This is a genomic window from Chitinophaga lutea (assembly GCF_003813775.1).
GTDB classification, from domain to species: Bacteria; Bacteroidota; Bacteroidia; order Chitinophagales; family Chitinophagaceae; genus Chitinophaga; species Chitinophaga lutea.
The window spans coordinates 2,452,771-2,479,204 of record NZ_RPDH01000002.1; the positions used below are offsets into that span (position 1 = coordinate 2,452,771).

25 protein-coding genes are annotated in these 26,434 nt (G+C 53.1%); 7 read left to right on the forward strand and 18 right to left on the reverse strand.

Going from position 1 to position 26,434, the window contains the following annotated elements:
* Positions 1 to 211: 211 nt before the first annotated feature.
* On the reverse strand, positions 212 to 2,287 hold the full coding sequence (locus tag EGT74_RS22300) for an alpha-ketoacid dehydrogenase subunit alpha/beta (protein WP_246008277.1): 2,076 nt from the start codon (positions 2,285 to 2,287) through the stop codon (positions 212 to 214).
* A 71-nt stretch (positions 2,288 to 2,358) separates the two neighbouring features.
* Between EGT74_RS22300 and EGT74_RS22305 the strand changes: the two genes are divergently transcribed.
* Positions 2,359 to 2,793 (forward strand): MarR family winged helix-turn-helix transcriptional regulator, encoded by a 435-nt coding sequence (locus EGT74_RS22305; RefSeq protein WP_220392928.1) that lies wholly within the window; start codon positions 2,359 to 2,361, stop codon positions 2,791 to 2,793.
* Between the two features lie 56 nt (positions 2,794 to 2,849).
* On the opposite strand, the gene EGT74_RS22310 is transcribed toward EGT74_RS22305, so the two are convergent.
* The 4 genes from EGT74_RS22310 to EGT74_RS22325 all read right to left on the reverse strand — a co-directional run bounded on the left by EGT74_RS22310 (position 2,850) and on the right by EGT74_RS22325 (position 5,894).
* Positions 2,850 to 3,461 carry a fumarylacetoacetate hydrolase family protein gene (locus tag EGT74_RS22310; protein WP_123848744.1) on the reverse strand — a complete coding sequence of 204 codons (612 nt, stop codon included), beginning with the start codon at positions 3,459 to 3,461 and terminating at the stop codon, positions 2,850 to 2,852.
* A gap of 192 nt (positions 3,462 to 3,653) precedes the next feature.
* Positions 3,654 to 4,229 carry an aminoacyl-tRNA hydrolase gene (gene pth, locus EGT74_RS22315; RefSeq protein ID WP_123848745.1) on the reverse strand — a complete coding sequence of 192 codons (576 nt, stop codon included), beginning with the start codon at positions 4,227 to 4,229 and terminating at the stop codon, positions 3,654 to 3,656.
* A gap of 88 nt (positions 4,230 to 4,317) precedes the next feature.
* The gene (locus tag EGT74_RS22320) at positions 4,318 to 4,908 is read right to left on the reverse strand and encodes a 50S ribosomal protein L25 (protein WP_123848746.1); all 591 of its coding nucleotides are present in this window, start codon (positions 4,906 to 4,908) and stop codon (positions 4,318 to 4,320) included.
* 35 nt (positions 4,909 to 4,943) lie between these two features.
* On the reverse strand, positions 4,944 to 5,894 hold the full coding sequence (locus tag EGT74_RS22325; RefSeq protein ID WP_123848747.1) for a ribose-phosphate pyrophosphokinase: 951 nt from the start codon (positions 5,892 to 5,894) through the stop codon (positions 4,944 to 4,946).
* 166 nt (positions 5,895 to 6,060) lie between these two features.
* On the opposite strand from EGT74_RS22325, the gene radC reads away from it, so the two are divergent.
* On the forward strand, positions 6,061 to 6,804 hold the full coding sequence (radC, locus tag EGT74_RS22330; protein WP_123848748.1) for a RadC family protein: 744 nt from the start codon (positions 6,061 to 6,063) through the stop codon (positions 6,802 to 6,804).
* 324 nt (positions 6,805 to 7,128) lie between these two features.
* On the opposite strand, the gene EGT74_RS22335 is transcribed toward radC, so the two are convergent.
* Positions 7,129 to 9,138 (reverse strand): T9SS type B sorting domain-containing protein, encoded by a 2,010-nt coding sequence (locus EGT74_RS22335; protein ID WP_123848749.1) that lies wholly within the window; start codon positions 9,136 to 9,138, stop codon positions 7,129 to 7,131.
* A 90-nt stretch (positions 9,139 to 9,228) separates the two neighbouring features.
* Here EGT74_RS22335 and EGT74_RS22340 point away from each other — a divergent pair, with 90 nt between their 5' ends.
* Positions 9,229 to 10,200, forward strand: coding sequence for a Gfo/Idh/MocA family protein (locus EGT74_RS22340; RefSeq protein ID WP_123848750.1), 972 nt, complete (start codon positions 9,229 to 9,231; stop codon positions 10,198 to 10,200).
* Between the two features lie 111 nt (positions 10,201 to 10,311).
* On the opposite strand, the gene EGT74_RS22345 is transcribed toward EGT74_RS22340, so the two are convergent.
* From EGT74_RS22345 to EGT74_RS22360, 4 genes are all read right to left on the reverse strand, one after another.
* Positions 10,312 to 10,989 (reverse strand): 2-C-methyl-D-erythritol 4-phosphate cytidylyltransferase, encoded by a 678-nt coding sequence (locus EGT74_RS22345; RefSeq protein WP_123848751.1) that lies wholly within the window; start codon positions 10,987 to 10,989, stop codon positions 10,312 to 10,314.
* A gap of 409 nt (positions 10,990 to 11,398) precedes the next feature.
* Positions 11,399 to 12,448 (reverse strand): tRNA preQ1(34) S-adenosylmethionine ribosyltransferase-isomerase QueA, encoded by a 1,050-nt coding sequence (queA, locus tag EGT74_RS22350; RefSeq protein ID WP_123848752.1) that lies wholly within the window; start codon positions 12,446 to 12,448, stop codon positions 11,399 to 11,401.
* A 67-nt stretch (positions 12,449 to 12,515) separates the two neighbouring features.
* Positions 12,516 to 14,246, reverse strand: a complete 1,731-nt coding sequence (locus EGT74_RS22355; RefSeq protein ID WP_123848753.1) for an ABC transporter ATP-binding protein — start codon at positions 14,244 to 14,246, stop codon at positions 12,516 to 12,518.
* The gene (locus EGT74_RS22360; protein ID WP_123848754.1) at positions 14,243 to 15,013 is read right to left on the reverse strand and encodes an AMP nucleosidase; all 771 of its coding nucleotides are present in this window, start codon (positions 15,011 to 15,013) and stop codon (positions 14,243 to 14,245) included. Before EGT74_RS22360 ends, EGT74_RS22355 begins: the two co-directional genes overlap by 4 nt.
* 65 nt (positions 15,014 to 15,078) lie before the next feature.
* On the opposite strand from EGT74_RS22360, the gene EGT74_RS22365 reads away from it, so the two are divergent.
* Complete coding sequence (locus EGT74_RS22365) at positions 15,079 to 15,546, forward strand: type I restriction enzyme HsdR N-terminal domain-containing protein (RefSeq protein ID WP_123848755.1); 468 nt, start codon at positions 15,079 to 15,081, stop codon at positions 15,544 to 15,546.
* 59 nt (positions 15,547 to 15,605) lie between these two features.
* Here the strand turns inward: EGT74_RS22365 and EGT74_RS22370 are convergent, their stop codons facing one another.
* From EGT74_RS22370 to EGT74_RS22390, 5 genes are all read right to left on the reverse strand, one after another.
* Positions 15,606 to 16,382, reverse strand: coding sequence for a LuxR C-terminal-related transcriptional regulator (locus EGT74_RS22370; protein WP_220392929.1), 777 nt, complete (start codon positions 16,380 to 16,382; stop codon positions 15,606 to 15,608).
* 373 nt (positions 16,383 to 16,755) lie between these two features.
* Entirely contained in the window at positions 16,756 to 18,192 is a 1,437-nt protein-coding gene (locus EGT74_RS22375) for a Glu/Leu/Phe/Val family dehydrogenase (protein WP_123848756.1), read from the reverse strand.
* Between the two features lie 69 nt (positions 18,193 to 18,261).
* Positions 18,262 to 18,516, reverse strand: a complete 255-nt coding sequence (locus EGT74_RS22380) for a CcmD family protein (protein ID WP_123848757.1) — start codon at positions 18,514 to 18,516, stop codon at positions 18,262 to 18,264.
* Positions 18,509 to 19,174 carry a cytochrome c biogenesis protein CcsA gene (gene ccsA, locus EGT74_RS22385; RefSeq protein ID WP_123848758.1) on the reverse strand — a complete coding sequence of 222 codons (666 nt, stop codon included), beginning with the start codon at positions 19,172 to 19,174 and terminating at the stop codon, positions 18,509 to 18,511. Before ccsA ends, EGT74_RS22380 begins: the two co-directional genes overlap by 8 nt.
* A gap of 144 nt (positions 19,175 to 19,318) precedes the next feature.
* Positions 19,319 to 19,981 carry a heme exporter protein CcmB gene (locus EGT74_RS22390; protein ID WP_246008278.1) on the reverse strand — a complete coding sequence of 221 codons (663 nt, stop codon included), beginning with the start codon at positions 19,979 to 19,981 and terminating at the stop codon, positions 19,319 to 19,321.
* A gap of 66 nt (positions 19,982 to 20,047) precedes the next feature.
* Between EGT74_RS22390 and accC the strand changes: the two genes are divergently transcribed.
* Positions 20,048 to 21,538, forward strand: a complete 1,491-nt coding sequence (accC, locus tag EGT74_RS22395; protein WP_123848759.1) for an acetyl-CoA carboxylase biotin carboxylase subunit — start codon at positions 20,048 to 20,050, stop codon at positions 21,536 to 21,538.
* Positions 21,539 to 21,608: 70 nt separating this feature from the next.
* On the opposite strand, the gene EGT74_RS22400 is transcribed toward accC, so the two are convergent.
* Positions 21,609 to 22,088: a GtrA family protein gene (locus EGT74_RS22400; RefSeq protein WP_123848760.1), complete on the reverse strand. Its 480-nt coding sequence runs from the start codon at positions 22,086 to 22,088 to the stop codon at positions 21,609 to 21,611.
* Between the two features lie 75 nt (positions 22,089 to 22,163).
* Positions 22,164 to 22,733 (reverse strand): thymidine kinase, encoded by a 570-nt coding sequence (locus EGT74_RS22405; protein ID WP_123848761.1) that lies wholly within the window; start codon positions 22,731 to 22,733, stop codon positions 22,164 to 22,166.
* A gap of 149 nt (positions 22,734 to 22,882) precedes the next feature.
* Between EGT74_RS22405 and EGT74_RS22410 the strand changes: the two genes are divergently transcribed.
* A complete protein-coding gene (locus EGT74_RS22410) occupies positions 22,883 to 23,608 on the forward strand; it encodes a hypothetical protein (protein WP_123848762.1) in 726 nt (241 codons plus the stop codon).
* Between the two features lie 330 nt (positions 23,609 to 23,938).
* Here EGT74_RS22410 and EGT74_RS22415 read toward each other — a convergent pair whose 3' ends face one another.
* Positions 23,939 to 25,204 (reverse strand): 3-deoxy-D-manno-octulosonic acid transferase, encoded by a 1,266-nt coding sequence (locus EGT74_RS22415; protein WP_158618267.1) that lies wholly within the window; start codon positions 25,202 to 25,204, stop codon positions 23,939 to 23,941.
* Between the two features lie 101 nt (positions 25,205 to 25,305).
* On the opposite strand from EGT74_RS22415, the gene EGT74_RS22420 reads away from it, so the two are divergent.
* Positions 25,306 to 26,433, forward strand: a complete 1,128-nt coding sequence (locus tag EGT74_RS22420) for a DegT/DnrJ/EryC1/StrS family aminotransferase (RefSeq protein ID WP_123848764.1) — start codon at positions 25,306 to 25,308, stop codon at positions 26,431 to 26,433.
* Position 26,434: the final 1 nt, after the last annotated feature.

Consider the following 26,434-nt stretch of genomic DNA (forward strand, 5'->3'; position numbering starts at 1 on the left):
TTCAGGTTGGAATGGGTGCCGTTTTAAAAGCGTGTATTTCGATATGCCATCCGGCACTGATCATTTTTCTTTTCAGATTGGAAGGTGTTTTGTTGTCAAGGCAAATAGCTCATCCGGTTTTCAGATCCGAAGATGCTCGTTTTCGAAGTATGTATCTCATCCGGCATTCAAAGCAACTCTCCATTGGTGTCAAATAACACAGCCTGCATCGCTAGTACGCCAGCAGTTTCCTGATTTTTTCCGTCACCTTTTCTGCATTCGGCAGCATTTCTTTTTCCAGCGCGGTGTTCAGCGGAACGGCCGGCAGGTCCATGGCGCCCATGGTTTGTACCGGCGCGTCGAGAAAACGGAAGCAGGCTTCGGAAATCCGTGCTGCCAGCGATTGCGCGAAGGAATTGTTGAGTTGTTCTTCCGTCAGCACCAGGCATTTGCCATGTTTGCGAACGGTGTCGAACACCAGCGCCTCATCCAGCGGATAGAGGCTGCGGAGGTCCACGATCTCCACCCTGCCGGGGAAGTTGGCCGCCGCCGCTTTGGCCCAGTAAACGCCCATGCCGTAGGTGATGATGCACATCCCTTCGGCGGCTTCCTGTATGATGCGGCCCTTGCCGAAAGGCAATATGTAATCGGCCGCCGGCTCGATGGTCATGGCTTCCAGCGTGCCCGGCACCTTCGACCAGTAAAGGCCTTTGTGCTCCAGCATCACCACCGGATTAGGGTCCAGAAAAGCCGCTTTCATCAGGCCTTTGAGATCTGCCGCGTTGGAGGGGTAGGCGATTTTGATGCCTTTGATGCTGAGCAAAGTGGTTTCAACACAGCCGGAATGATAGGGGCCGCCTCCGCCGTATGCACCTACCGGTACACGGATCAGCGTCTGTACGGGGAATTTGCCCGCGGAGAGGTAACAGCTTTTCGAGATTTCAGATACCAGCTGGTTGAAGCCGGGATAAATGTAATCGCCGAACTGCACTTCCACGATGGGTTTGACGCCCACCGCCGACAGGCCCGCCGTGCTGCCGATGATGTAAGCTTCCTGGATGGCGGTGTTATACACCCGGTGGTCGCCGAATTTTTCCGCGAGGGTGGCCGCTTCGCGGAATACGCCGCCCAACCGGCGCCCCACATCCTGCCCAAACAGGATTGACTCGGGATATTGCTGCATGATTTCTTCAATGGCATGCAGCGCGGCATCCACCATCACCACTTTGGCGCCGTTCTCCGGTACGCGGGTACCGGTTTCCGCTTTCACCGGCGTGGGCGCAAATACATGATCTTTCACGGTTGCGGGCTCGGGGTCAGGACTGACGCAGGCCATTTCAAATGCCAGGTCGATTTCCGCAGCCGCCTCCTCCTCTATTTTATTCACATCGCCGTGCAGCCGGTTTTTCAGCAGCACAAGCGGGTCGCGGGCCGCATGTTTTTGCAGGTCTTCCTCCGTGCGGTACCATTCTTTCCGCACACCCGACGTATGGTGCCCCAGTAACGGCACGGTGGCGTGCACCAGGATGGGGGCCCTTTCCGCCCGCACGTAACGGATGGCAGAGCCCATGGCATGCCAGGCCGCTTCAAAATCGCTGCCGTCGACGCGGATCCTTTCCAGCCCCTTGAAGCCGGCCGCATACTCGTACGCATCCATGGCGCGGGCTTCGGCGGCGCTGACGGAGATACCCCAGTCGTTATCCTGCACCAGGTAAATGATAGGCAGTTTTTTCAGCACTGCGAACTGCAGCGCCTCGCTCACCTCTCCTTCCGTTACACTGCCATCGCCAAGGGAACACAGCACCACCGGGCGGAGCGCATCGTCTGCAAGCCCTGCATTTTCCAGGTATTGCAGGCCCTGGGCCATGCCCGTGGCGGGTATCACCTGCATACCGGTAGCGCTGCTCTGGTGGGGAATCACCGGTTTGTCCGCATCGCGGCTGCAGGGATGGCAATAATAAGAGCGGCCGCCGCTGAACACATCTTCCCCTTTTGCCAGCAATTGCAGCATCAGCGTGTAGGGTGTGAAACCCATGGCCAGCATCATACAATCGTCGCGGTAATAAGGGCTTACGTAATCGGAAGGCAGCATCTGGAGTCCGGCCGCCACCTGTATGGCCTCGTGGCCGGCGGAAGTGGAATGCACATATTTGCAGATGGCACGATTGGCTTCGTACTTTGCGGCCATATTACGGGCAAGGCACATAATGCGGTAAGCCTGCAACTGCAGAGCCTGGAAATCAGGATCCAGCTCCCGGTGTGTAATGGTGGCTTTCAAAGTAGATGCGCTTATGTTATCTTTAAGCACGTAAATACTGTTTTGGTGGTCAAAAACCAATTAGTTGCTACTACAACTATTGCTACTGCAAATTAATTAATATGCACGACACTTTTGTGAGTAATCCATCTTTTTTTAAGCTGGATGCCACGCTGAAAAAAATCAGGAACTACTGGCAGAAGAATTTTGATGCGCAGGGGAAAGACATTACGGTAGACCAATGGCTGCTGATTGAAAACCTCTATAAACATAAACGTATCACGCACAATGAGTTGGCGCGGCTCACGTCGAAAGACATTACCACGGTTTCAAGGATTATTGAATTACTGGTGAGAAAAGAGCTGGTGGAGCGGCAGGGGTCTACCGACGACCGGCGGAAGGTATATGTACAACTCACGCCTGCCGGAGTGAACAAGTATAAGGATGTGCGGCCAATGGTGCTGGAAATGCGGAAAACGGGGTGGAAAGACCTGACGGAGAAAGACTACCAGGAGCTGACCCGGATTCTGGATGTGATTTACGGGAATATTCCCTGACGATAAAAACGGACTGGCTGAAAGAACGGAATGCGTACTTTCAGCCAGTCCGGTCTTTATTTTACCATAAACTCCAGGAGGCTGTCGTTTTCAATGAATGCCTCCAGCGTATCGCCGATTTCCACGGCGCCCACTCCTTCGGGCGTTCCGGTGAATACGAGGTCGCCGATGTTGAGCGTAAAAAAACGGGAGATATAGGCGATCAGTTTGTCGAAATTGAATAGAAGGTCTTTGGTGTTGCCGTGCTGCACCAGTTCCTTGTTCTTGTACAAAACAAAGTTGACGTCTTTCAAATCCGTTGTTTCGGTAATAGGAATAAACTTGCCCACCACGGCAGAATTATCGAACGACTTGGCAATTTCCCAGGGCAGGCCTTTGGCTTTTTGTTTTTCCTGCAGGTCCCGCGCGGTGAAATCTATACCTACCGACATGCTGTCGTAGTATTTTGACGCAAAACGCTCCTGTATGTGTTTTCCATTCTTCGATATTCTCAGCACCAGTTCGCATTCATAGTGGAGGTTATCCGTAAATTCCGGATAATAGAAGGGATGGTTGTTTTGCAGCAGGGCATTTTTCGGTTTCATGAAAATCACGGGATCGGAGGGCACTTCGTTTCTCAATTCTTCTGCATGTTTGGCATAGTTTCTTCCAACGCAGATAATTTTCATAATGCGTGTATTTTGTAAGGTTAAATAAAGCCTATGGTTTGACCCATAGCCCACAATACATTGTCCAACGTGCGCACTGTCCTGCAGATACTGCAGTAATTCCGCAGGATATAGCGATCATTGGTACACGGATCATGACCTATAGCGGTTAAGGTAGGGGTACCTTTCAGGCATGAAATATACAATTTACTTCTATAATGGAAAAGTAAGCTTGTTATAATTGTTCATCGATCGTTCGAGGCCGATGCTGGCGAAACTTTCAATGATCTCCACGCTTTTGTCTGTTTTCTGCAGCACGAGCGGTTCTTCTTTGCTGCTCCATTTGCCCAGCACGTAATCTACCTGGCGGCCTTTCGGATAATCGTTGCCGATGCCGAATCGCAGCCGGGGGTATTGGTTGGTGGCGATAGATTCCTGAATGCTTTTGAGGCCGTTGTGCCCGGCATCGCTGCCTCCCGGCCGCAGGCGCAGCACTTCAAGCGGCAGCGCCAGATCGTCGAGGATGACCAGTACGTTTTCGAGCGGTATCTTTTCTTTGTCCATCCAGTACTTGACGGCTTTCCCGCTCAGGTTCATGTACGTAGTGGGTTTGATCACCACCAGCACTCTCCCCTTCCATTTGATCTCCGCCACGTCGGCCAGCCGGTCGCTGCGGAACGTTACGCCGTGTTTGCGCACCAATGCGTCCGCCACATCAAAACCGATGTTATGACGGGTGTGCTGATACTCCGCACCGATGTTTCCTAGTCCAACAATGAGATACTTCATATAATCGTAAACGTATTGATCGGGATGCCAAAAATAAAAAGCCCGGCTGAAATTACGCCGGGCTTTTTAATATAATTATTTCGCCTATTTATTTTTTCTTGGCATCCTTTTCAGCCGCAGCCTCTTCCTGTTTCAGCTGACGTGTCATTACCACGGAAGCAACAGGGATACGGGGAGAGTTCAGGATCTCGATACCGGGAGCCTTCACGTCTTCCACGCGGATGTTTTCGTTCAGGTCCAGGTTGGTGATGTCCACTTCCAGGTTTTCACGCAGATCTTTCGGCAACGCTTTCACTTTCAGTGATTTCATTTTCACAACCAGTTTACCGCCGCCTTTTACGCCAACGGAAGAACCTACGGTTTTCAGCGGCAGGGTGGCTACCACTTTTTTGTCTTCCACCAGTTCCAGGAAGTCAACGTGCGTCAGCTCGTCTGTAACGGTGTCGAACTGCAGGTCTTTCAGGATGCAACGGTAAGTTTTTGCACCGATCTTGATTTCTGCGATCTGAAAATCAGGTGTGTACACCAGCGGTTTGAATGCAACGGAATCAGCAGAAAAACTGATTGTTTCCGCACCCCCATAAATAACGCAAGGCACTTTTTCCTCAGAACGGAGAAGGCGGGTGGCTTGTTTGCCGAATTCGCTCCTGAGTTGTCCTTCGATGGTTATTGTTTTCATTGTTTAAACATTTATGATATAAAAAAATACGCTACTTAAGACATCCTGCGCTGGCTGTGCACAAACAGGCTCGTAATCGACTTGTTTTCATGCATATTGCGGATGGCCACTGCAAAAAGATCGGCTACGCTGATCACTTTTACCTTGGAACTTTGCTGTTTCAACGGGATGGTATCGCATACCACCAGTTCGTCCAGCACCGAATTTTCAATATTCTCGTACGCCTTGCCGCTGAATACGGGGTGCGTACAGAATGCCCTCACACTTCTTGCTCCTTTTTCCATCAGGAGGGCCGCTGATTTGGTCAGTGTGCCGGCGGTGTCGCAGATGTCGTCTATCAGTACGATATCCCGGTCCGTCACATCACCGATTACCACCATCGACGCAATTTCATTGGCCCGTTTACGGTGCTTGTCGCAGATCACCATTTCAGCATTGAAATAGCTGGCCACTTCGCGCACCCGGGTGGTCGAACCCACGTCAGGGGACGCAAAGGTAAGGTTTTTCAGCTTCAGTTGCTCTATATACGGGATAAAAATGGCGGAACTATCGAGGTGATCCACCGGGATATCAAAGAAAGCCTGTATCTGCGGAGCATGCAAATCCATGGTAATCACCCGGTTAGCCCCTGCCGCGGTCAGCAGGTTGGCGATCAGCTTCGAGCCGATGGCCACCCTGGGCTTGTCTTTACGATCCTGGCGCGCAAACCCGAAATACGGGATAACTGCCGTAATATATCCGGCCGACGCTCTTTTTGCCGCATCGATCATCAACAGCAGTTCCATCAGGTTATCAGACGGCGCGTTGGTGCCCTGTACCAGAAAAACATAGTCGCCGCGGATGCTCTCCAGGAAAACCGGCTGAAATTCACCGTCGCTGAATTTCTGGATATTTACCTTACCGAGACCGTTGCCATACCTGCCCGCGATGCGTGCAGCCAGTTCGGGATTACTATTCCCTGTGAAGATTTTTACCTTTGGATTCATGATGAAGAAAAGAGGTTGCAAAACTATGACTTTATACGGGATAAGCTGCAAAAAAAATTACGGAAGCCCCTACAGGCCGCATGGAGGCGGGAAACGGGAAGAATGCTAAAAAAAGTGGCGGGAATTTTACTAAAAAAATTAGTACATTTATAGAAAGGAAAGATTTATGGATGTTAACCCAACGTTTTTACCGCCCATTTCCAATTACCTTATCCATCCGCGCGCCCTTCCTCCGATCTGCGATTGGGCGGTGGATGATCGCCCGCGTGAAAAACTCCTGCAGAAAGGCCCGGCAGCCTTGAGCCATGCGGAGCTGCTGGCTATCCTGATCCATTCTGGGAACAGGGAATTGTCGGCGGTATCCCTCGCACAGTCTATTCTGCTGGGTTGCGGTAATGACCTGTCGGAGTTAGGGAGGCTGGGCCTGTACGAGCTCTCCCGGTTTGCCGGTATCGGGGAAGCCAAGGCGGCCACCATTATGGCGGCGATGGAACTGGGGCGCCGCCGGCAGACGGCCGCACTGTCCAGCAACAGAACCGTTCTATACAACAGCGCCGATGCGGCGGCCCTGCTCAAACCGCTCCTGGAAGACCAGCCCTGCGAAACCTTTTACGCCGTTTACCTGAATCACGCCAACAAGGTGCTGGGGCACAGCTGCATCAGCACCGGCGGGCGCACCTCCACCACCGTGGATCCCCGGCTGGTATTCGAAGCCGCGTTACTGCACAAGGCCACCCGCATTCTGCTCTGCCACAACCATCCGTCCGGCAACCTCCGGCCCAGCCACGCCGACGTAACAATGACACTCCGGTTGAAAGAGGCCGGCAAACTGCTCGATATCGACGTAATCGATCATGTGATTGTTGCCGATACCGGGTATTTCAGCCTGCGGGAAGACGGAATGATGTAGAGATATGATTATGATGATGTAAGGCACGATTTACTCGGTCCAGACATCTGGATGAAAATTGTGATAGTGGGCAGCGAGTGGGAAGGGAAGCAAGGTTTACTCAGTCCATGCAGCGGAATGAAGATTATGATAGCTGGTAGCGATTGGAAAGGGAGGCGGGACTTGCTCAGGCCATGCACCGGAATGAAGATCGCGATGGCGGCAACGGTTGGTGGAACTGGAGGCGAGGTTTACTCAGTCCATGCACCGGAATAATGAAGTGTAAGACGACAAATTCAGCGCCTGGTACGCCGGGAAGCGGGAATGGCCCAATGCAGGCAACACTCACCGCAACAACGTCGAAACACCCTTCTGGAACACCCGAGTCCCAAGCTCGGTGTCCGTATATTCCAGCACCCAGGCATAAGTACCCACATCCGCAGGGGAACCGTTAATCCTGCCATCCCATTTCTGCAGCCAGTGCCTGGTTTCAAATACAAGCTGACCGTTGCGGCTATACACCCGGAACAGCAGGTCCGCGGTTTTATAGCCGTTGATAGGATACAGGAAATCATTGACCCCGTCGTTATTCGGCGTAAAGGCCGTGGGCACCGCCACACTACAGCTGGGCACTGTTTTGAGTGTATGTTCGATCGTATCGCGGCATTGCAGATTGTCTTCCACCACCAGGCGCACACGGTACGTTTGCTCCCGGCTGGCCAGCGGATACCGGAACGGTTGCGGCGTGATGAGGCGGGATGCGGGCCCATGGCCAAAATCCCAGGCATGTGAAACAATATGGCCGATGCTGTTATTGGTGAATGAAGCCATATCGAGCGGACAGAGCACGGGTGTGTTGACCGTGAAATCCGCTTTCAGCTCGTTATCCAGCAAAATCTGGCGGGTATGCTCGTCGGTGCAGACGCCGTTGCTCACCGTCAGTTTTACAGTTTTCATACCGAACACGGTATATACTTTCTCCGGAGCCGGGCCGGTCATCGACGTGCCGTCTTCAAACGACCACTTCCAGTCGTTAACGCCATGGGCACCGTCGTGACGCAGGAAAATGGTGTCGTAAACACAGTCGAGGCGTACGCGGTGCGCGAACGAGGCATTCACGGTATCGCGTGTAACATACGGAACGCTGTGGCCAAGCGGCGTTTGCACCCCGCATTCGCTGATCATGGTGTTGTTGTCCGTGCCCCTTACAAGGTCGATACGGTAATTGCCGTCGCGGTACACGGTGCCGCTCAGTACCAGTTCAATGCTGTCTGAGAGCTGCCCGCTGCAGAAAGTATTGGCGCTGACGATGCGAACGGCGGGCCCTGTACCGCTCAGCTGGAAATCGCTGCCATCTGCAGCGATGGATGAGCACAATACAGGGCTGGAAAGCAGCACCTTGATCCTGTCCGGGCGGCAGGTAACGGCGCGTATGTTATTGAACGGCACGAATTGCGGCACGGGAATGGAGAATGAGACGTCGCGCCCGGCGGCGATCGGATTGTCGCAGGCATCGAGCAACGTATTGTTATCGGTGCCGTTGCGTATGCGCACCGTGTAGTTACCCGGTGGCAGCGGACGGTCGAGGTCGAGCACCACCGAATCCATATCAAACCCGGAGCTGCAGCTAATAGCCTGTGCCGCGGTGACGCCGGCGGCACCACCCACTATTTCAAATTCGGTGCCGGCGGGGGTGAGCGTACTACACTGGAAACGTTTATTGAGTTTAATGCTGATACGGTTATTCAGGCAGTGGTACGCCGCTTTCTGGAACGCACCAGGCAGCGGGTCCGTGATATTGGCGGTACCGCCCTGGAACGACAGGGAATAACCGCTCTGCGACAGGGAGAAGTTGCTGATCATCAGCAGGTATTGATGCCCTGCGATAAGCGTGGGCATGCGGCTCCACTTGGGTTGCTGAAATCCCTCGCAGGCCGTTTGCACGGTTCCCGCGGAAGACGCGCCCGTTTGGCCGGGAATAGCGCTCCAGTTGCCGCCCACCTGTGTATTGGCATTCGTATAAACGTCGTTCAGGTTGCGGCCGGTTACATCGAACAGTTGCCAGTCGTAGTCATCGTTGAGGTCGGCCGGGGTGATCGAAAATCCCAGCGTACCCGCCTGGTAGCAGGTGAATTTATACCAGAAAGCGTTTACATCCCGGTATTGCGTTTGTGTGGCGCAACCGGTCACATTGATTACCCTGCCAGGGCAGGGAGGCACCTGTTGCTGCTGCAGCGCCCGGGTACCACATACCGGGAAGGCGCTCTGCGGCGACTGGCCCAGCGTGGTGCATTGGGCTACGCCACGTTGTGCGGTCAGCAAAAAGGTCGATATAATAATGATGAGCCAGCGCATGTGATTCTCGGGGCAATATAGAATTATTATATAAAGTAATAACCGTCCGTTTTGTTACATTTGCAGGAATTTTCCATAAAAAAAACACTCATGCTCAAAATAGGCTTGTTCGGTGTAGGGCATTTAGGCAAGATCCACTTATCTCAGCTGGCTACCATGAAAGATGTTGAAGTAACCGGCTTCTTTGATCCGAACGACGCCAATGCCGCCGGAGTGCAGGAGCAATACAGCATCCCAAGATTCACCTCCGCCGAAGAGCTCATCCATGTTTCCGACGCCATTGATATCGTAGCGCCCACCACACAGCACTTTGCCCTCTGTGAAATGGCCATCCGCAACGGCAAGCATGTGTTTGTGGAAAAACCCATGACCAACACCATGGAAGAGGCCAAACTGCTGGTGAAACTGGTGGACGAAGCCAACATCAAATTCCAGGTTGGGCATGTGGAACGTTTTAACCCCGCTTTCCTCGCACTGAAAGGTTATGATCTGAAACCCATGTTCATCGAGGTACACCGCCTCGCTGAATTTAATCCCCGCGGCACAGACGTCAGCGTTATTCTCGACCTGATGATACACGACATCGACATTGTGCTCAGCATCGTAAAATCCAGCATCAGCCGGATTTCTGCGAGCGGCGTGGCGGTTATGAGCGACACGCCCGACATCGCCAACGTACGCATCGAGTTCCATAACGGCTGCGTGGCCAACCTCACATCGAGCCGCATTTCCCTCAAAAAAATGCGCAAAATGCGCCTCTTCCAGAAAGATGCTTACATCGGCATCGATTTCCTCGATAAAAAAACAGAAATCATCAAATTAAAAACGCCGGAAGACGAAGGGCTCTTCACACTCGATATCGCGACCAATTCCGGCAAAAAGACCATCGCGATAGACAACCCGGAAATCAAACAATCCAACGCCATCCGTATGGAACTGGAGCTGTTCCGCGACAGCATCCTGGAAAACAAACCGGTGGCCGTCAACGTGATTGATGGTTTCCAGGCGCTTGAAGCAGCGCACCAGATTCTGCACAAAATCAGCAAAGGGCAGACCGAGTAGGCCTCTCCTGCCCCATCACCATCTGTCCGTAAACGTGCAGGTCATTGTTCCAGGGAAACCGGGTCATCCGGAAGGAGCACTGCACCAACCGTTTCTTCAGCAAAAAAGTTTCTACTGCCCGGCCAGGAAAGCCGCGGCAATGGCCAGATCAGCGGGACGGGTTATCTTGATATTCTGTTCTTCTCCCTGTACCAGGTGAATGTCATGCCCCATCCTTTCCACCACCGTCGCCTCATCGGTAAACAACGGCTCATAAGGCTGCTCGAAAGCCGGTATCAGCAGCTCGGATAAAAACGTTTGCGGGGTCTGGATGATGCGGAAACGGGAACGGTCCGCCGCCATATTTCCTTCGTCGTCCACTTCCCGGATGCTGTCTTTCAGCTCAATTGCCGGCACTGCGCTCCCCTGCACCAACGCCTCTTCATGACAGGTACGAATCAACGAAGGAGATACCAGCGGGCGCACACCGTCGTGTACAAACACCACGGCCTCTCCCCTGATCACCTGCAATCCGTTACGCACGGAGTGGAACCGCGTTTCACCACCGTCCACCAGCGTCACGGACGGCGGCCTGTCGAACGCCGTCAGCACATGGGCAATCTGCGTTTTATGCGCCTCGGGCACCACCAGGATGATGTGCATGTCGTCATACGCCGCTTTGAACGCGGCAATGGTGTGGTATAATACCGGTTTGCCGGCAAGACTGAGAAACTGTTTGGGTGTGGCGCTGCCCATCCGCTGACCGGAACCGCCGGCCACGATGACCGCTATTTTTTGACGGGATATCATTCGCTATTGAAAATTAGTTGAGTTTACAGGTTTACGGACCACATTGCAGTGGTTTCGGGCGCATCATATTAATCTTGTTCCCGTTTCTCAACAGTCGTCCGGAGCTTGTGATGCCGGCTGTGGCCGTAACAAAACATCCCGAGCCACCGGGCGTGAACGTTCGCCCTCCCAATCACCGCCGTGTCCCCGCCACGAAGTAAGAAACATTTAATAGCACACCCGTTTCACAACAATCGTCCGGACCTTGTGATGCCGGCAGTGACCGTATAACAAAACATCCGAAGCCACCGGGCATGATCGTTCGCCCTCCGAATCATCGCCGCATCCCTGCCACGAAGTAAGAACATTTAACAGAAAAGGGCAAACAGCGTATGCTATTTGCCCTTAAAAACTTTCCGGTTTGCACGGATCAGATGATCAGCATGGCGTCGCCGTAGCTGAAGAAACGATATTTTTCTTTGATGGCCTGCTGGTAGGCATCCATAATCAGGTCGTAACCTGCGAAGGCGCAAACCATGATCAGGAGGCTTGTTTTAGGCAGGTGGAAGTTGGTTACCAGTGCGTTCGGGATAGAAAAGTCGTACGGCGGATGAATAAAGGTATTCGTCCAGCCTTCGGCCGCTTTCAGATGGTTCTGCGCGGTCACGGACGATTCCACGGCCCTTACGGTAGTGGTACCGATGGCGCAGATTTTCCGGTTGTCTTCTTTTGCCTTGTTCACGATTTTCACAGCGTATTCATCGATGTGAAAATACTCTGCATCCATTTTGTGTTTGCTGAGGTCTTCCACTTCAATAGGGCGGAAAGTACCCAGGCCCGTGTGCAGCGTCACTTCTGCGAACTTCACGCCTTTGATTTCCAGGCGTTTGATCAGCTCGCGGCTGAAGTGCAGGCCGGCGGTAGGCGCGGCCACGGCACCTTCGTATTTGGCGTACACGGTCTGGTAGCGCTCTTTGTCTTCGTCTTCCGGTTTACGTTTGATGTATTTGGGAAGGGGTGTTTCACCCAGGCTGTCGAGCACTGCCTTGAACTCCTCATCGTTGCCCTCGAACAGGAAACGGATGGTACGGCCACGCGAGGTGGTATTGTCGATCACTTCCGCCACCAGGCTTTCGTCGTCACCAAAATACAGCTTGTTGCCAACCCTGATTTTACGGGCAGGGTCAACAATCACGTCCCAGAGGCGGTTCTGTTTGTTCAGCTCACGCAGCAGGAACACTTCGATTTTCGCACCGGTCTTTTCTTTACGACCATAGAGCCTGGCAGGGAACACTTTCGTGTTGTTCACCACCATCACGTCTTTGTCGTTAAAATAACCCAGAATGTCTTTGAAAACCTTGTGCTCGATTTTGCCGGTTGCACGGTTAACAACCATTAAACGGCTCTCGTCTCTTGTCTTGGAAGGATGCTGTGCAATCAGGTTTAGCGGGAGATCGAACTTGAATTGTGATAATTTCATATTACGGTATGAATGAATTTAAAGTGTGCGAAGGTACGGAATATAACGCATTTCTTCAAAAAAACGTCTATCTCCCCGGAATGGCCGCTATCAGCTGCTGGGTATAATCGGACTTCGGCCGGTGGTAAACCTCCTCTGCCGGACCCATTTCCGCGATTTTTCCCTTGTTCATCACCATCATCCGGTCGCTCATGAAATGCACCACGGATAGATTATGTGAAATGAATATATATGTGAAATTAAACTCCTTCTGCAGCTGCACCAGCAGGTTCAATACCTGTGCCTGTACGCTCACATCGAGGGCGGATACCGATTCGTCGCAGATGATAAACTCGGGAGTCAGCGCCAGGGCGCGGGCTATCACGATGCGCTGCCGCTGGCCGCCGGAAAACTCGTGCGGGTACCGGTGATAGTGCTCGGGCCGGAGATTCACCTTTTCCAGCAGCTCCATCACCTTTGCTTTCCGGGCCTGCTCACTACCGTAGAGGCCATGCACCTGCATGGGCTCGAGAATGGCCTGCCCCACCGTCATACGGGGATTGAGGGAAGAATATGGATCCTGGAAAATCAGCTGGATATGCCGGCGCATTTCCCGCATCTCCGCGGCGGACAGGCTTTGCAAATCGCGGCCTTTATAAAATATACGGCCATGAGTCGGCTCTACCAGCCGGAGCAATGTGCGGCTGAGAGTGGTTTTGCCGCAGCCGGATTCGCCGACCAGGCCGAGGGTTTCCCCTTCCCGGACGTCGAAACTGACATCGTCTACCGCCCTGGTCCACTGTTTCACCCCGCCCAGCAGGCTCCGCCGTCGCGGAAACCAGGTGCTCAGCCCTTCCACCCGCAATAACGGCGGGCGCTCTTCGAGCAGGGCGGCCCTCGCCTGCCGGTCTGCCTCGGGCAATATCAAAGACTTTACAAAGGCATTCACGTCATCCGCGCGGCCGCCTTCCAGGAAGTCGCTCACCACCGGCAACCGCCGCAGTCGCAGGTCCATCGGCGGGCGGCAGGCCAGCAACCCCTTGGTGTAGGGATGCTGCGGATGTTTAAAAATATCTTCCACGGCGCCTTCTTCCACGACGTTGCCTTTGTACATCACGGCCACGCGGGACGCGATTTCTGCGATCACTCCAAGGTCGTGGGTGATAAACACCACGCTCATCCCCATTTCCTGCTGCAGCTCCTGCAACAACTCAAGGATGGTTTTCTGCACGGTCACATCCAGTGCGGTGGTCGGCTCATCTGCAATGAGGAGCCGCGGGCCGCAGCTGATGGCCATGGCGATCATCACCCGCTGTTTCTGGCCGCCGGACAATTCATGGGGATATTTATCGTACGCTTCCTCCGGATGCGGAATGCGCACCCGTTCGAACAAAGCGATGGTCTGACGTTTTGCTTCGCGCCTGCCCACTTTTTCATGCAGGCGGATGGCCTCGGCCACCTGGTTGCCGCAGGTATGAAGGGGGTTGAGGGAAGTCATGGGCTCCTGGAAGATCATGGCGATCTCACTGCCCCGGTACGCCCGCATCCCGGCGGGCGGAAGCCGCAACAGGTCTACCGGCGCCTGCCCCGGCGGCTGGTAAATGATTTCCCCGGCACTGATGCGGCCGGGCGACTGTATCAGCTGCATCAGGCTGAGCGCGGTCACGGACTTGCCGGAGCCGGACTCGCCCACGATGCCCAGTATCTCACCGGGCATGATATCCAGCGAAATATGGTTGACGGCCGTCACGGTTTCTTCGTCGGAACGGAAAGTAACCGCCAGGCGGCGAATGGACACTAAAGGCGCGGATGGGCTCAAAAGCGCAGGTGTTTAACGGTTTGGTGACTGTTGATGAGATTTTTCAGGGAGTCGACCCCGATTTTGAGATGGCGCTCCACGTATTCGTTCGTCACCTTTTTATCGCTCTCTTCCGTTTTCACGCCTTCGGGCACCATCGGCTGGTCGGATACCAGCAGCAGCCCCCCGGTGGGGATCTTATTGTAAAACCCGACGGAAAAGATGGTAGCGGTTTCCATATCTATAGCCATGGCGCGGATACGCTCCAGGTATTTTTTGAAATCAGCGTCGTGCTCCCATACACGGCGGTTGGTGCTGTAACAGGTGCCTGTCCAGTAGTCGCAGCCGTATTCGCGGATGGTGGTGGAGATGGCCTTTTGCAGCGCGAACGCCGGCAGTGCCGGTACTTCGGGCGGGAAATAGTCGTTGGAGGTACCCTCCCCCCGGATGGCGGCGATCGGTAAAATGAGGTCGCCGATACTGTTCTTCTTTTTCAGCCCGCCGCATTTTCCCAGGAACAGCACCGCTTTCGGCATGATGGCGCTCAACAGGTCCATTACGGTAGCGGCGCCGGGGCTCCCCATCCCGAAATTGATGATGGTGATATCTTCTGCCGTACAGCATTGCATAGGTTTGTCCGCACCAACGATTTTGGCTTTGTTCCATTGGGCGAACATCGTTACGTAATTGGAAAAATTGGTCAGGAGGATGTGGGAACCGAAGTTCTCCAGTTTCTCCCCGGTGTAGCGGGGAAGCCAGTTGGCGACTATCTCTTCTTTCGTCTTCATAGCCTTTTGACAAGTGAATGTAATGTTTTTTTACGAATCAGCCATCAGTTCGCTAGTTTTACAGCATGATCAGCATCAGTTTCCCGCCGCCCGATTTCCGGATTATGACCCAGCAGGGGCAGGATATGATTTTCGACCCCTTCCGCAAAAAGTATGTGGTGCTGACGCCCGAGGAGTGGGTGCGGCAGAACTTTCTCAACTACCTGGTGAAAAGCCGCGATTATCCCGGCGCGCTGATGAGCATCGAAAAGGAGATGCATCTCGGCGAGCTGCGCAAGCGCTGCGACATCGTTGTGTATTCCCGCGAAGCGGAGCCCTGGATGATTGTGGAATGCAAGGAAATGGGCGTACCGCTCAAACAGCCGGTGCTGGAGCAGATCGTACGGTACCATATGGCGCTGCCCGCGCCCTGGCTCGTCATCACCAACGGGGTGAACACCTGGTGCTGCCGCCTCGATGGCGCGGCTGGAAGCTGGGTGTTCGAAAACGACCTTCCCGATTACCCGCCGGTGAATACCATCACGCCACGTTAATGACTATTTTTACAAGGGGAATTAACGTCTGCCCCCTGGCCAGGGCCATTGTATTCGAATTATATCCACCCCTCTGTAATCGCTTTTCTCACCAGTTCAAGCGGCGTTTTAACATTACCCTTCGCCAGAATATTTTTGCGATGACTATTGATCGTATGAATACTTACAAATAATTCACAAGCCAGTTGCCGGCTGCTTTTACCTTCAACAATTCCTTTAAGGATTTCCCTTTCCCTGGTGGTGAACAAACTTTTTGAAGCAATACAGGTTATCGATTCCTGAATGTTGTAGTATGATGGCAGCCCGTTCAGTCCTATCACGGAAAGATGGGGCTTCCCTTCACTTTTAATATGTGTGATATCGGTATGCAAATGAAAACTATGTTTCAAATCATGCCCCTGGTGATTAACAATAATATACTGAATGAGCATTCGGGAATAATTTCCGTCCTTTTTTCTGATCCGCAGATCGTACTGCACTTTGTATTGGCCTATACGATCGACTGTCAGATCGTTATAAAAATTGGTGACATGTTGCTCAAATTTTAAGAAAAAGGGCATATCCTGCGGATGGATCCTGTTCACATACTCCTCCATATTTAGTTCGCCCTGGCTGTAACCCAGTACGTCAACAAGCCCTGGGCCTACTTCCGCGATCTCACCCTGGTAGATGTCGACTAATAGGAAAAAGTAGTTCCCCGTCTGGAATATGTTAAATAAACGCTTATGCGTTTCAATTTGCAACTGAAGAGACCGGAAGTCTATATTGCCCTCTTTGCCCGCTACATTTGTCCAATACTTTTTAACCTCCAGGTATAAGTCGTTTTTATTGTTCATGCTTAGGGATTTGACAACTTAATTAAAGACCACATTGAAAAACAGTGACATACTCGACTATAATGATAACACGCTCAGACAGACGATGTAAAGGAAGCATCATTAGGTATAAAAATCATTATTAAATTAAAACATTACAGCTTAAAGTGGAAAAAACGACTGCTCCTGTCAGGAAAATAACTATAACTAGCTATGTCAATGAGGTGATTGACTATCATAGAAACGTATAAATTAGTTATAAATAGAATATTTAAATAATGGAAATCGGATGGAGTAAGCTACAAAAAACGAAGATCGAAGCCAGCCTTTGAGGTTAAAAAAAAGGGGGCCCACAATAGTGCCCCCCGGTTGTCCAGTTCTTTATTCGTAAAAATCAGGGGAAGATGCCCAGCTGCTCGTAAGCGGCGCCCACCTTGTCGATGGCGCAAACGTAAGCCGCCGTGCGCATATCCTTGATCTTTTTATGTTCCAGTGATTTTTCGCGCACCTCGTGCAGCGCGGTGATCATGGTTTCTTCCAGGCCGGAATACACCAGGTCCACCTCATCGGCGCCGTGTGCGATGAATTTCCTTTCTTTTTCGGATACCTTTTTACCGGTCAGTTCTTCGATCTGGCCGAGGATGTGAATGTTCATGTTCTCGTCGAACCGTTTGCCGAGGCGGCCATAACGCACGTGGCTGAGGTTTTTCAGCCATTCGAAGTACGATACGGTTACACCACCCGCGTTCAGGAACATATCCGGCACCACGATCACGCCTTTTTTAGCGAGGATGTCGTCTGCTTCCGGGGTCAGCGGGCCGTTGGCCGCTTCACCGATGATCTTGGCTTTGATGCGGGGCGCGTTCTCTTCGTGAATCACGTTTTCGAGCGCGGCGGGAATGAGGATGTCGCATTCCAGTTCCAGGCCGTCTGTATTTTTCTTCAGGTTTTTGGAACCGGGGAAACCTGCGATGGAGCCGGTTTCGTTGCGGTATTTGAGCACCGCGTCCGGATCGAGGCCTTTGGAATTATAGATGGCGCCATCCCACTCGATCAGGCAGATCACCTTGGCACCCGCTTCGTGAAAGTATTTGGCGGCGTGGTAGCCCACGTTGCCCATCCCCTGCACGATCACGGTTTTGCCTTCCAGGCCGGGCTCCAGGCCGATGCGTTTCATATCTTCCTTCACATGGCACAGCTCGCGCAGACCGTAAAACACGCCAAGGCCGGTTGCTTCCTTGCGGCCGCGTACGCCGCCCTGGGATACGGGTTTGCCGGTTACGCAGCCGTAACCGTCGATTTCACCGGGCCGGAGGCTCATGTACGTATCGAGGATCCAGCTCATTTCACGTTCGCCGGTACCATAGTCGGGGGCAGGAACGTCGATGCCGGGACCGATAAAGTTCTTTTTCACCAGCTCAGCCGTGTAACGGCGGGTAATATTTTCGAGCTGAAAGGGGCTGTAGTTGCGGGGATTGATCTTGATGCCGCCTTTGGCGCCGCCGAAAGGCACGTTTACGATGGCGCATTTGTAGGTCATCAGGGCTGCCAGGGCCATCACCTCGTCCTGGTTCACTTCTTCACTGAAGCGGATACCGCCTTTACAGGGCAACTTGTGATGGGAGTGCTGTACCCGGTACGCCTCGATCACCTCGATCTGGTCTCCCACCCGTACGGGGAATTTTATACGGTACACTGCGTTACAGGCTTTGATCTGCTCCAGTATCCCGTTTTCCCATTTGGTGAATTGCGCAGCCTTGTCGAAACTCATTTCCACACTGTGGAAAAAGTTATAGTGCTGTTCTTGCGTCAGCGCTTTTGCTTTAGCCATAAAAAACGGTTTAGATATGTTGTTTGGTGTTTTGGTGCTTTGTTGTAAGGGGCTGGCTATGGCTTCGCTTTATTCTTTTTCCAGTTTGGTAAGCCGGCGATCCAGCCTTACCAGATATAACACGATACAAATGAAAATGATGACCAGGATGCCTACGGCCACGTAAATTTTTGAATCGCTCCTGAAAAACTCGTTCACAGGGCCGGTTTCCGTATTCTGCTGCTGGGAGGCTTCGGAAATCACACGGGTGGTATCCTGCCCTAATACGGTGGTACAGAGAAACATCAGGCCGGCAAATAATAATAAGCCAAGTCGGTTAGCCATGAAGAATATTTTTTAATGCTAATCTTTTATAACGGTTTCTTAAGGTATAGATCCAGATGCCCAGCAGGGTCCACCCGATAAATGCGGGCCACAGCACCATTTTGATGGTGCCGGCAGTGTCCTGCGAACTGAAACCCGGGCTGCTGGCGCTGCCGGGGTGGAGCGATTCCACCATTCTCGGGATGATATACGTCAGCGGAACGAGCAGGGCAAAGGCGAATACGTTGAAAATGGCGGATACGCGGGCGCGTTTGTCAAGATCGGTAAACGACAGGCGCAGTACGAGGTAAGCCATGTAAATGGAAAGGGCGATGGCCGTGGTCATCTGCTTGGGATCGTTGACGATGGTGCCGCCCCAGGTGTAGGTGCTCCACAACATCCCGGTGAGGAAGCCCATCACCCCGAACAATACCCCCACGCTGGCGGAGCTCGATGCCCGGATGTCGCGCCGGAGGTCGTTGGTAGACAGGTACCAGATGGAATTCACGACGGAAATGGAAAAGAGCGTGTACATGCTCATCCACATGGGCAAGTGAAAGAAAATGCTGCGGGCTGCCTGCTGGTTATTGCCGATAGAAGGCACTTTGATTAAAAAACCGCCGATGATAACATACAGCAGCAACACGACCGCCAGAATTTTCCACCAATGTTTAGCCATGGTTCTAAAGAAATATGTGGTGGCAAACCTACAGGTTTTAGCGCTAATAGCAAAGCGAAAAAGGGATTTTGATGTTTCGCGCAAAGGCGGGCTTATCCTTGAAAAACCGTTACCGGCGGGCGGGATTTGTTGAAAATTGTATGGCTATTCTTTCCACAGGTAGGGAAAAAGAATCAGCGCCAGAGCAATCACCAGCACGTCCATCCCCCCCAGCAGCAGAAACATGCCGGGCAGGCCGGGCTGCACTACCGGGATAAATGCGCTGCGGGAAATATTGGCCAGCAGCATCAGGATGGGCATGATGAGCGGGAAACCCATGATGGCCATCAGCGCAGCATTCTGGCTCGCCTGCGCCGCAATGGCCGCCAGCATGGTAAACAGCAGCGAAAGGCTGACGCCGCCCAGCGCCACCACGCCCAGGAAATAGAGCGGGTGAATAAGCGGGTTACCCAGGAAAATGATACAGCAGATGTACGACACGAGGCTCATGCCCGTCATCAGCAACACGTTGTAAATCAGCTTGGCCGTAATGAAATAACGGGGATGAACCAACGAATAATAATAAAGCAGGCGCCCGCGGCTTTCCTGCAGGAAACTCTTGGCCACGGCATTGACACACACGAAGAGCTGCACCACCCAGAACAGGGCGTTCCAGATTTTTTCCTCCGGCTCCCCCACCATGAGATTGATCACGAAAACAGTGGAAAACACGTACAGCAGGATGCCGAACAGGGCATGCCGCTGCCGCCATTCCAGCAGCATGTCTTTTTTAACCAGGGCGATAATTTGGGTAAGAGCACTTTTCACGTCGGCAAAGATAACCTCGTTTGGCAAATTCTAAATCCCTTAACTTTAAGCCCCTTATATTCGAGTATGCAAAAAATCGTAGTAGCCAACCGTGGGGAGATCGCCCTCCGGGTCATGCGTTCCGCCAGGGAGATGGGTATCGCCACCGTAGCCGTGTATTCCGAAGCAGACAGGAACATGCCCTTTGTGCAGTATGCAGATGAAGCTGTTTGTATCGGGCCGGCCCCCAGCAACCAGAGTTACCTGCTGGGCGACAAAATTATTGCAGCGGCCAAAAGCACCGGCGCCGATGCCGTGCATCCCGGCTACGGCTTCCTCAGCGAAAACGCAGGGTTTGCACAGGCGGTGAAAGATGCGGGACTGATATTCATCGGCCCCTCCCCCGCCGCCATCGAAGTGATGGGCAGCAAACTCGCCGCCAAACAGGCCGCGCAAAGCTACGGCGTACCGATGGTGCCCGGCACCGAAACGCCGCTGCGCAGCCTCGAAGAGGCCCGCGAAGTGGTGAAGAAGACAGGTTTCCCCATTCTCATCAAGGCTTCGGCCGGGGGGGGCGGCAAAGGCATGCGCGTGGTGGAAAAAGAAGCGGAACTGGCAGAACAGATACGCCTGGCCAAAAGCGAGGCCCTGAGCGCCTTTGGCGACGACGCCGTTTTTATCGAAAAATACGTGGCCGCGCCGCGCCACATTGAAATACAGGTGCTGGGCGACCAGCACGGGCATTGTATCTACCTTTTCGAGCGCGAATGCTCCATACAGCGCCGTCACCAGAAACTGATCGAAGAAGCGCCCTCCTCCGTGCTCACGCCCGCCATCCGCGAGGCGATGGGCAAATGCGCGGTGGATGTGGCCCGGGCCTGTAACTATTACGGCGCCGGTACGGTGGAGTTCCTGGTCGACGAACAGCTGAATTTTTATTTCCTCGAAATGAACACCCGCCTGCAGGTGGAGCACCCCGTTACGGAAATGATCACCGGCCTCGACCTGGTGAAAGAACAGATCCGTATTGCGCGCGGGGAGACGCTTTCCATCACGCAGGAACAACTCCGCATCAACGGCCACGCCATCGAACTGCGCATCTGCGCCGAAGACCCGGCCAATAACTTTTTACCCGATACCGGCCGGCTCGACACCTACATCCGCCCCCAGGGATACGGCGTACGGGTAGATGATGGCTACGAACAGGGCATGGATATCCCCATCTATTATGATCCGATGATCGCCAAACTCATCGCCTGGGGCGCCGACCGCGAAGAAGCACGGCTCCGGCTGCTCCGCGCCATCGACGAATACCGCGTAACCGGCATCCGCACCACATTGCCCTTCGGCAAATGGGCCCTGCAGCAACCGGCTTTTATCAGCGGGCAGTTCGACACCAACTTCATCGGCAAATATTTCCAGCCGCAACACCTCGAAGGGCACGATACGGCGGCGGAACAGGCCGCAGCCATCCTGGCCGCCCAACTGTGGCAGCAACTGGCAGCGCCCAAAACAGCCGTTACGACCGCAGCGGCAGGCAATCACTCCAACTGGAAAAAACGGAAAACGAGAAGATAGACAGCGTTTTGAGGGTCACAGCAGGCCTGTTCCCGGGTTACAAGGGCTCCGGCATGGTCAGAAACACCTGTCAGGGCTCGATCTTTACCTTAAACGTAAATTTCTTCTGGGTCACATAACTAAAGCACACCACCAGGATAGTGGTAAGGATTTTCGCGATCGTGGGGTAAAAGTGACAATACTCCACAAACACCTTCATAAAGATGTAGTTAAACAACAGGCACACCCCTACGAGTATAAAATACCGGATGAGCTGCACGCGCCCGCGAAGGTTAGATTCGGAAAATACAATGTATTTGTTCAGCAGAAAGCCGGTGGGGAAACTCACAAAAAACGCCATCAGCACGGCGGCAATGTGCGGGCTGACCGTGATGAACGGCAGGTGCACCATTTCTTTTTGCAGGATAAAATTATAACTGATGAAAAAGAGGAAAATGTCGAGCAGCGTATTTCCACCCCCGCAGGCCAGGTAACGGAAAGTCTGGAAGGGCATTATTTTCGCAAAAGGTTTGTAAAAAAATGCCAGGATATCGAGAATCAGCTGCTTCATCTTAAAAACGCGGCAAAGCTACGAATGAATTATTAATGTAAGGCGTTAAAAACCGATTTTAACATTCCTGCAACCCTATGGTACGTTGTGGTAGCAATACCGGCAACGCGGCTCGTAGAGATCCTTTTCACCGAGCAACACGGTGCTTTTGTCGCTGCTTTTGCGAAAGGAATGGGTAGCGATGTTGCCACATTGCACACAAATGGCATGTAGCTTTGTGATGTATTCCGCCTGAGCCAGCAGATCCGGTATCGGACCGAAAGGCTGCCCCTGGTAGGTCATATCCAGTCCCGCCACAATCACCCTGATGCCGGTCTGCGCCAGCTGGTCGCACACATTGGGCAGTTCCAGATCAAAAAACTGGGCCTCATCGATGCCCACTACATCCACCCCCTGCCCCAACAACAATATCTGCTGGGAACTTTCCACCGGCGTGGAGAGAATCTTTGACTCATCATGCGACACGATATTCTGTTCATCATACCGCGTATCCATCGCGGGTTTGAATATTTCCACCGACAGGTTGGCGATGCGCGCCCGTTTCAGCCTGCGGATAAGTTCTTCCGTTTTCCCGGAAAACATCGAGCCGCAGATCACTTCTATCCATCCCCGCCGACCTCCTGTAAGAGAAGGTTCAATAAACATATTATAGTATTTTGATTACTAAGTGGTTAAAAAAGTATAACTTAGTGCAATTAAAATAATTTCCATCAGATGGCGTTAACAATTAAGGCATGGAAAAAATAAATGCATTAATTGACAAACTGCAGGAGTTAAAAAATACGAATGCAGGTTTGCAAACCATATCCTACTACACGCAGTTGCTGCAGGCGGAAATTCTCCACCAGCGCAATATGCAGAAACAGCAGGAGCTCCGGGGCAACGGACACGTCGCGGTGATTATGCCCGCGCATACACCCGTACTCGAAAAGCCGGCCCCGCCGGTTTATCAGGCGCCGCCTCAGGAAAAGGTTACACCGCCGGCTTACCAGCCGCCAACACCTGCCCCCACGCAGGAAACGCCTGCACCGGAAAAAACACCGCCGCCCGCTGAAAAAACGCAGCCTGCCGCCAACGGCAACGGTTATGCGCCGGACCGGGTGCCGGTGAAAGAAAAACCGGTAGCGGCCACCCTCTTCGACCCTCCCCCGCAACAAAAAAATACCGATAACGGCAATATCCGCCAGGAACTCAACGAACTGGTGGGCAAACTTTCGCCTTCGCTCAATGATTCCCTCCGTTCCTCCGGTAAAGTGGAAGTAGGCGAAAAGCTAAGCGGAATGGGCGTTCACGACCTGAAAAGCGCCATCGGCATCAACGATAAATTCCAGTTTATCCAGGAGCTCTTCCGTGGCGATAAAACCATGTACGAACGCTCCATTAAAACCATCAACGAAAGCACCTCCCTGCAGGAAGCCGAGTACTGGATCGAACGTGAACTGAAAATCAAGCTGGGCTGGAACGAAAACGACCAGCTGGTGAAACACTTCTATTCACTGGTGAGGAAAAGGTTTTCCTGAAAATGCGCTTCTTTAATTTAACCGGGTTGAACGGGCTTATTTGCTCCTAGGAGATTTGTCTGCTGAAACCAATTAAACGGGTTTATCCCGCGGGAAGAACCTGTCTGCCAAAACCAACTGCACCGGTCTGTCTCACTGAGAGCCCCGTCTGCCAGAACCAATTGCACCGATTTACCCCCAGAGGGCAACCAGTCTGCCGGGGCAAATTGCACCGGTTTGCCTCTGAAGGAGCCCCAGTCTAACCGGGCCAATTGAACAGGCCTATCTGAGGTGAGGCAGAAAAAACTAGCCTTTAAACCAGCTCTTCTGCCGGAAACGTCTCAACCGGCTTCACTTGCCGGAAAGAAACCCGTTCTCCCGGATATACCGCAAAATCTTCTCCGTAGCCCCCTGGTGCTCTTCCACAAACCGCCCGGTAATCTCCGTTATCTGCTGGTAATAGTACATGTCATTCAGCGCTGTGATATTCCGGTCGAGCGACGCCACATCGTTCACCACAATAGCAGCACGCAGCTGCACCAGCATCACCGCCTCGTTAAACTGCTGATACACAGGCCCGATGATCACTGGTTTGCCGTAGGTGGCGGGTTCCAGGATATTGTGAATCCCTTCTTTACCGAATCCGCCGCCCACGTACGAGATACTGCTGTACCGGTACAACGCCGAGAGCATGCCCACATTATCGATGATCATCACCCTGCCACCGGCGCTTTCACCGGCCGCGAAGGCGGAATACAGCACCGCATCGGGGAACAGGCGGTGGATATCCCGGATGTGCCCCACGTCCGTTTCATGTGGCGCCAGGATCAGTTGCCGGCCGGCCGCCCCCCCGTTGTGCCACCATTCGGCCAGCAGTTTTTCGTCTTCGGGCCAGGTACTGCCCGCCACCAGCACTTTTGTGCCGGTAATGAACCGTTCGATAGCCGGCAGTGACACCGGCTGCAGGCGGAGCGCCCACACACGGTCGAACCGGGTGTCGCCGGCGATCGTTACCTGTTGAATACCAATGTTATGCAGCAGCGTGAGCGAGGTTTCGTTCTGTACGAACAGGTGGCGCATCTGCCGGAGCAGCTTCCTGAACAGGCCGCCATACCATTTGAAAAACACCTGGTTATCCCTGAAAATGCCGGAAATCAACAATACCGGCACTTTCCGGGCATATAACGCGGTCATATAATGATACCAGAACTCGTATTTGATGAAAATGGCCAGCTGCGGCTTTACCGTCTCCATCCACCGGGCGGCGTTAGCGGCCGTGTCCAGCGGCAGGTAGCACACGTAATCCGCTCCCTTATAGTCTTTTCGCACTTCGTAGCCCGAAGGGGAAAAGAAGGTCAGCACGATGGCGTGGCCGGGATAGTCCTTTCTCAGGGCCTCCAGTACAGGCCTTCCCTGTTCGAACTCTCCCAGGGAAGCCGCATGTACCCAGATGACGGGCCCTTTCCCGCGCAGCGCCGCTTCGAGGCCGGGCCACGGGTTTTCGCGCCCCTTCAGCCACTGCTGCGCCTTTTGGTTCTTTCCCAGGGTTGCGGAAAGGGAAACTGCTGCCTTATAAAGACGGATGCCGGTATTATAAAGGAAAAACGATAAATCCACAGAATTGATACTTAACTCAATAAATCGAATATCTCACAAAGATAGTCCTACTGCCTAACTCAAAATTTGTAAATTTGCGGACTCAAAAAAAGATACCCTTCATGGTTCCTATTCAGATGGTGGATTTGAAACGCCAGTACAGCAAGATTAAACCGCAGGTTGATGCAGCCATCCAGGAAGTGCTGGAAAGTGCCGCCTTTATCAATGGCGCTCCCGTACAGCAGTTTGCCAAAGAGCTGGAGCAGTACCTGGGCAGCAAACATGTGATCAACTGCGCCAACGGCACCGACGCGCTGCAAATTGCCATGATGGCGCTGGGGCTGGAGCCGGGCGATGAAGTGATCACCCCTTCCTTTACTTTTATCGCTACCGCTGAAGTGATCGCGCTGCTCCGCCTGAAACCGGTTTTTGTTGATATTGACCCCCGGACCTACTGTATCGATCCGCAGGCAATCGAAAAGGCCATCACGCCCAAAACCAAAGCCATCGTGCCGGTACACCTGTACGGGCACAGCGCGGATATGGAAGCCATCATGGATATCGCCAATCGCCACAAGCTGTATGTCATCGAAGATAACGCCCAGGCCATCGGCAGTCACTACACGACAAAAAACGGCCTCACCAAAAAAGCCGGCACCTTCGGGCACATCGGCTGCACCTCCTTTTTCCCGTCCAAAAACCTGGGATGCTATGGAGACGGCGGCGCCATTTTTACAGACGACGATGCGATTGCCGCTAAAATCAGGATGGTCGCCAATCACGGTCAATCCCAACGCTATTATCACGATACGGTGGGCGTGAACAGCCGGCTCGACACCATGCAGGCGGTAGTGCTCCGCATCAAACTGCAATTGCTCGATGAATATATCACTGCCCGCCGCGCCGTGGCCCATGCATACACCAGCGCGTTCGCAGGCATCCCGCAGATTATCGCTCCGTACGAAGCGCCCAACCAGCTGCACGTGTATCACCAGTATACCATGCAACTCGATGGTGCCGACCGCAACGAGCTACAGGCATTTCTGCAGGAAAAACAGGTGCCCTCGATGATATACTACCCTGTACCGGCGCACCGCCAGAAAATGTTCGAAGGCATGACGGACCTGAACCAGCACCTGCCCGTAACAGACGCGCTTACCGGGAAAGTGATATCACTGCCTATTCATACCGAAATGGATCAAGACCAACTTTCGCACATTATAACTTCTGTTCAATCATTTTTAAACTAAG

Coding starts and splice junctions, on each gene's coding strand:
- EGT74_RS22305 (WP_220392928.1), top strand. CDS start 2,359: ATGCACGACACTTTTGTGAGTAATCCATCTTTTTTTAAGCTGGATGCC.
- EGT74_RS22310 (WP_123848744.1), bottom strand. CDS start 3,461: ATGAAAATTATCTGCGTTGGAAGAAACTATGCCAAACATGCAGAAGAA.
- pth (WP_123848745.1), bottom strand. CDS start 4,229: ATGAAGTATCTCATTGTTGGACTAGGAAACATCGGTGCGGAGTATCAG.
- EGT74_RS22320 (WP_123848746.1), bottom strand. CDS start 4,908: ATGAAAACAATAACCATCGAAGGACAACTCAGGAGCGAATTCGGCAAA.
- EGT74_RS22325 (WP_123848747.1), bottom strand. CDS start 5,894: ATGAATCCAAAGGTAAAAATCTTCACAGGGAATAGTAATCCCGAACTG.
- radC (WP_123848748.1), top strand. CDS start 6,061: ATGGATGTTAACCCAACGTTTTTACCGCCCATTTCCAATTACCTTATC.
- EGT74_RS22335 (WP_123848749.1), bottom strand. CDS start 9,138: ATGCGCTGGCTCATCATTATTATATCGACCTTTTTGCTGACCGCACAA.
- EGT74_RS22340 (WP_123848750.1), top strand. CDS start 9,229: ATGCTCAAAATAGGCTTGTTCGGTGTAGGGCATTTAGGCAAGATCCAC.
- EGT74_RS22345 (WP_123848751.1), bottom strand. CDS start 10,989: ATGATATCCCGTCAAAAAATAGCGGTCATCGTGGCCGGCGGTTCCGGT.
- queA (WP_123848752.1), bottom strand. CDS start 12,448: ATGAAATTATCACAATTCAAGTTCGATCTCCCGCTAAACCTGATTGCA.
- EGT74_RS22360 (WP_123848754.1), bottom strand. CDS start 15,013: ATGAAGACGAAAGAAGAGATAGTCGCCAACTGGCTTCCCCGCTACACC.
- EGT74_RS22365 (WP_123848755.1), top strand. CDS start 15,079: ATGATCAGCATCAGTTTCCCGCCGCCCGATTTCCGGATTATGACCCAG.
- EGT74_RS22370 (WP_220392929.1), bottom strand. CDS start 16,382: ATGAACAATAAAAACGACTTATACCTGGAGGTTAAAAAGTATTGGACA.
- EGT74_RS22375 (WP_123848756.1), bottom strand. CDS start 18,192: ATGGCTAAAGCAAAAGCGCTGACGCAAGAACAGCACTATAACTTTTTC.
- EGT74_RS22380 (WP_123848757.1), bottom strand. CDS start 18,516: ATGGCTAACCGACTTGGCTTATTATTATTTGCCGGCCTGATGTTTCTC.
- ccsA (WP_123848758.1), bottom strand. CDS start 19,174: ATGGCTAAACATTGGTGGAAAATTCTGGCGGTCGTGTTGCTGCTGTAT.
- accC (WP_123848759.1), top strand. CDS start 20,048: ATGCAAAAAATCGTAGTAGCCAACCGTGGGGAGATCGCCCTCCGGGTC.
- EGT74_RS22400 (WP_123848760.1), bottom strand. CDS start 22,088: ATGAAGCAGCTGATTCTCGATATCCTGGCATTTTTTTACAAACCTTTT.
- EGT74_RS22405 (WP_123848761.1), bottom strand. CDS start 22,733: ATGTTTATTGAACCTTCTCTTACAGGAGGTCGGCGGGGATGGATAGAA.
- EGT74_RS22420 (WP_123848764.1), top strand. CDS start 25,306: ATGGTTCCTATTCAGATGGTGGATTTGAAACGCCAGTACAGCAAGATT.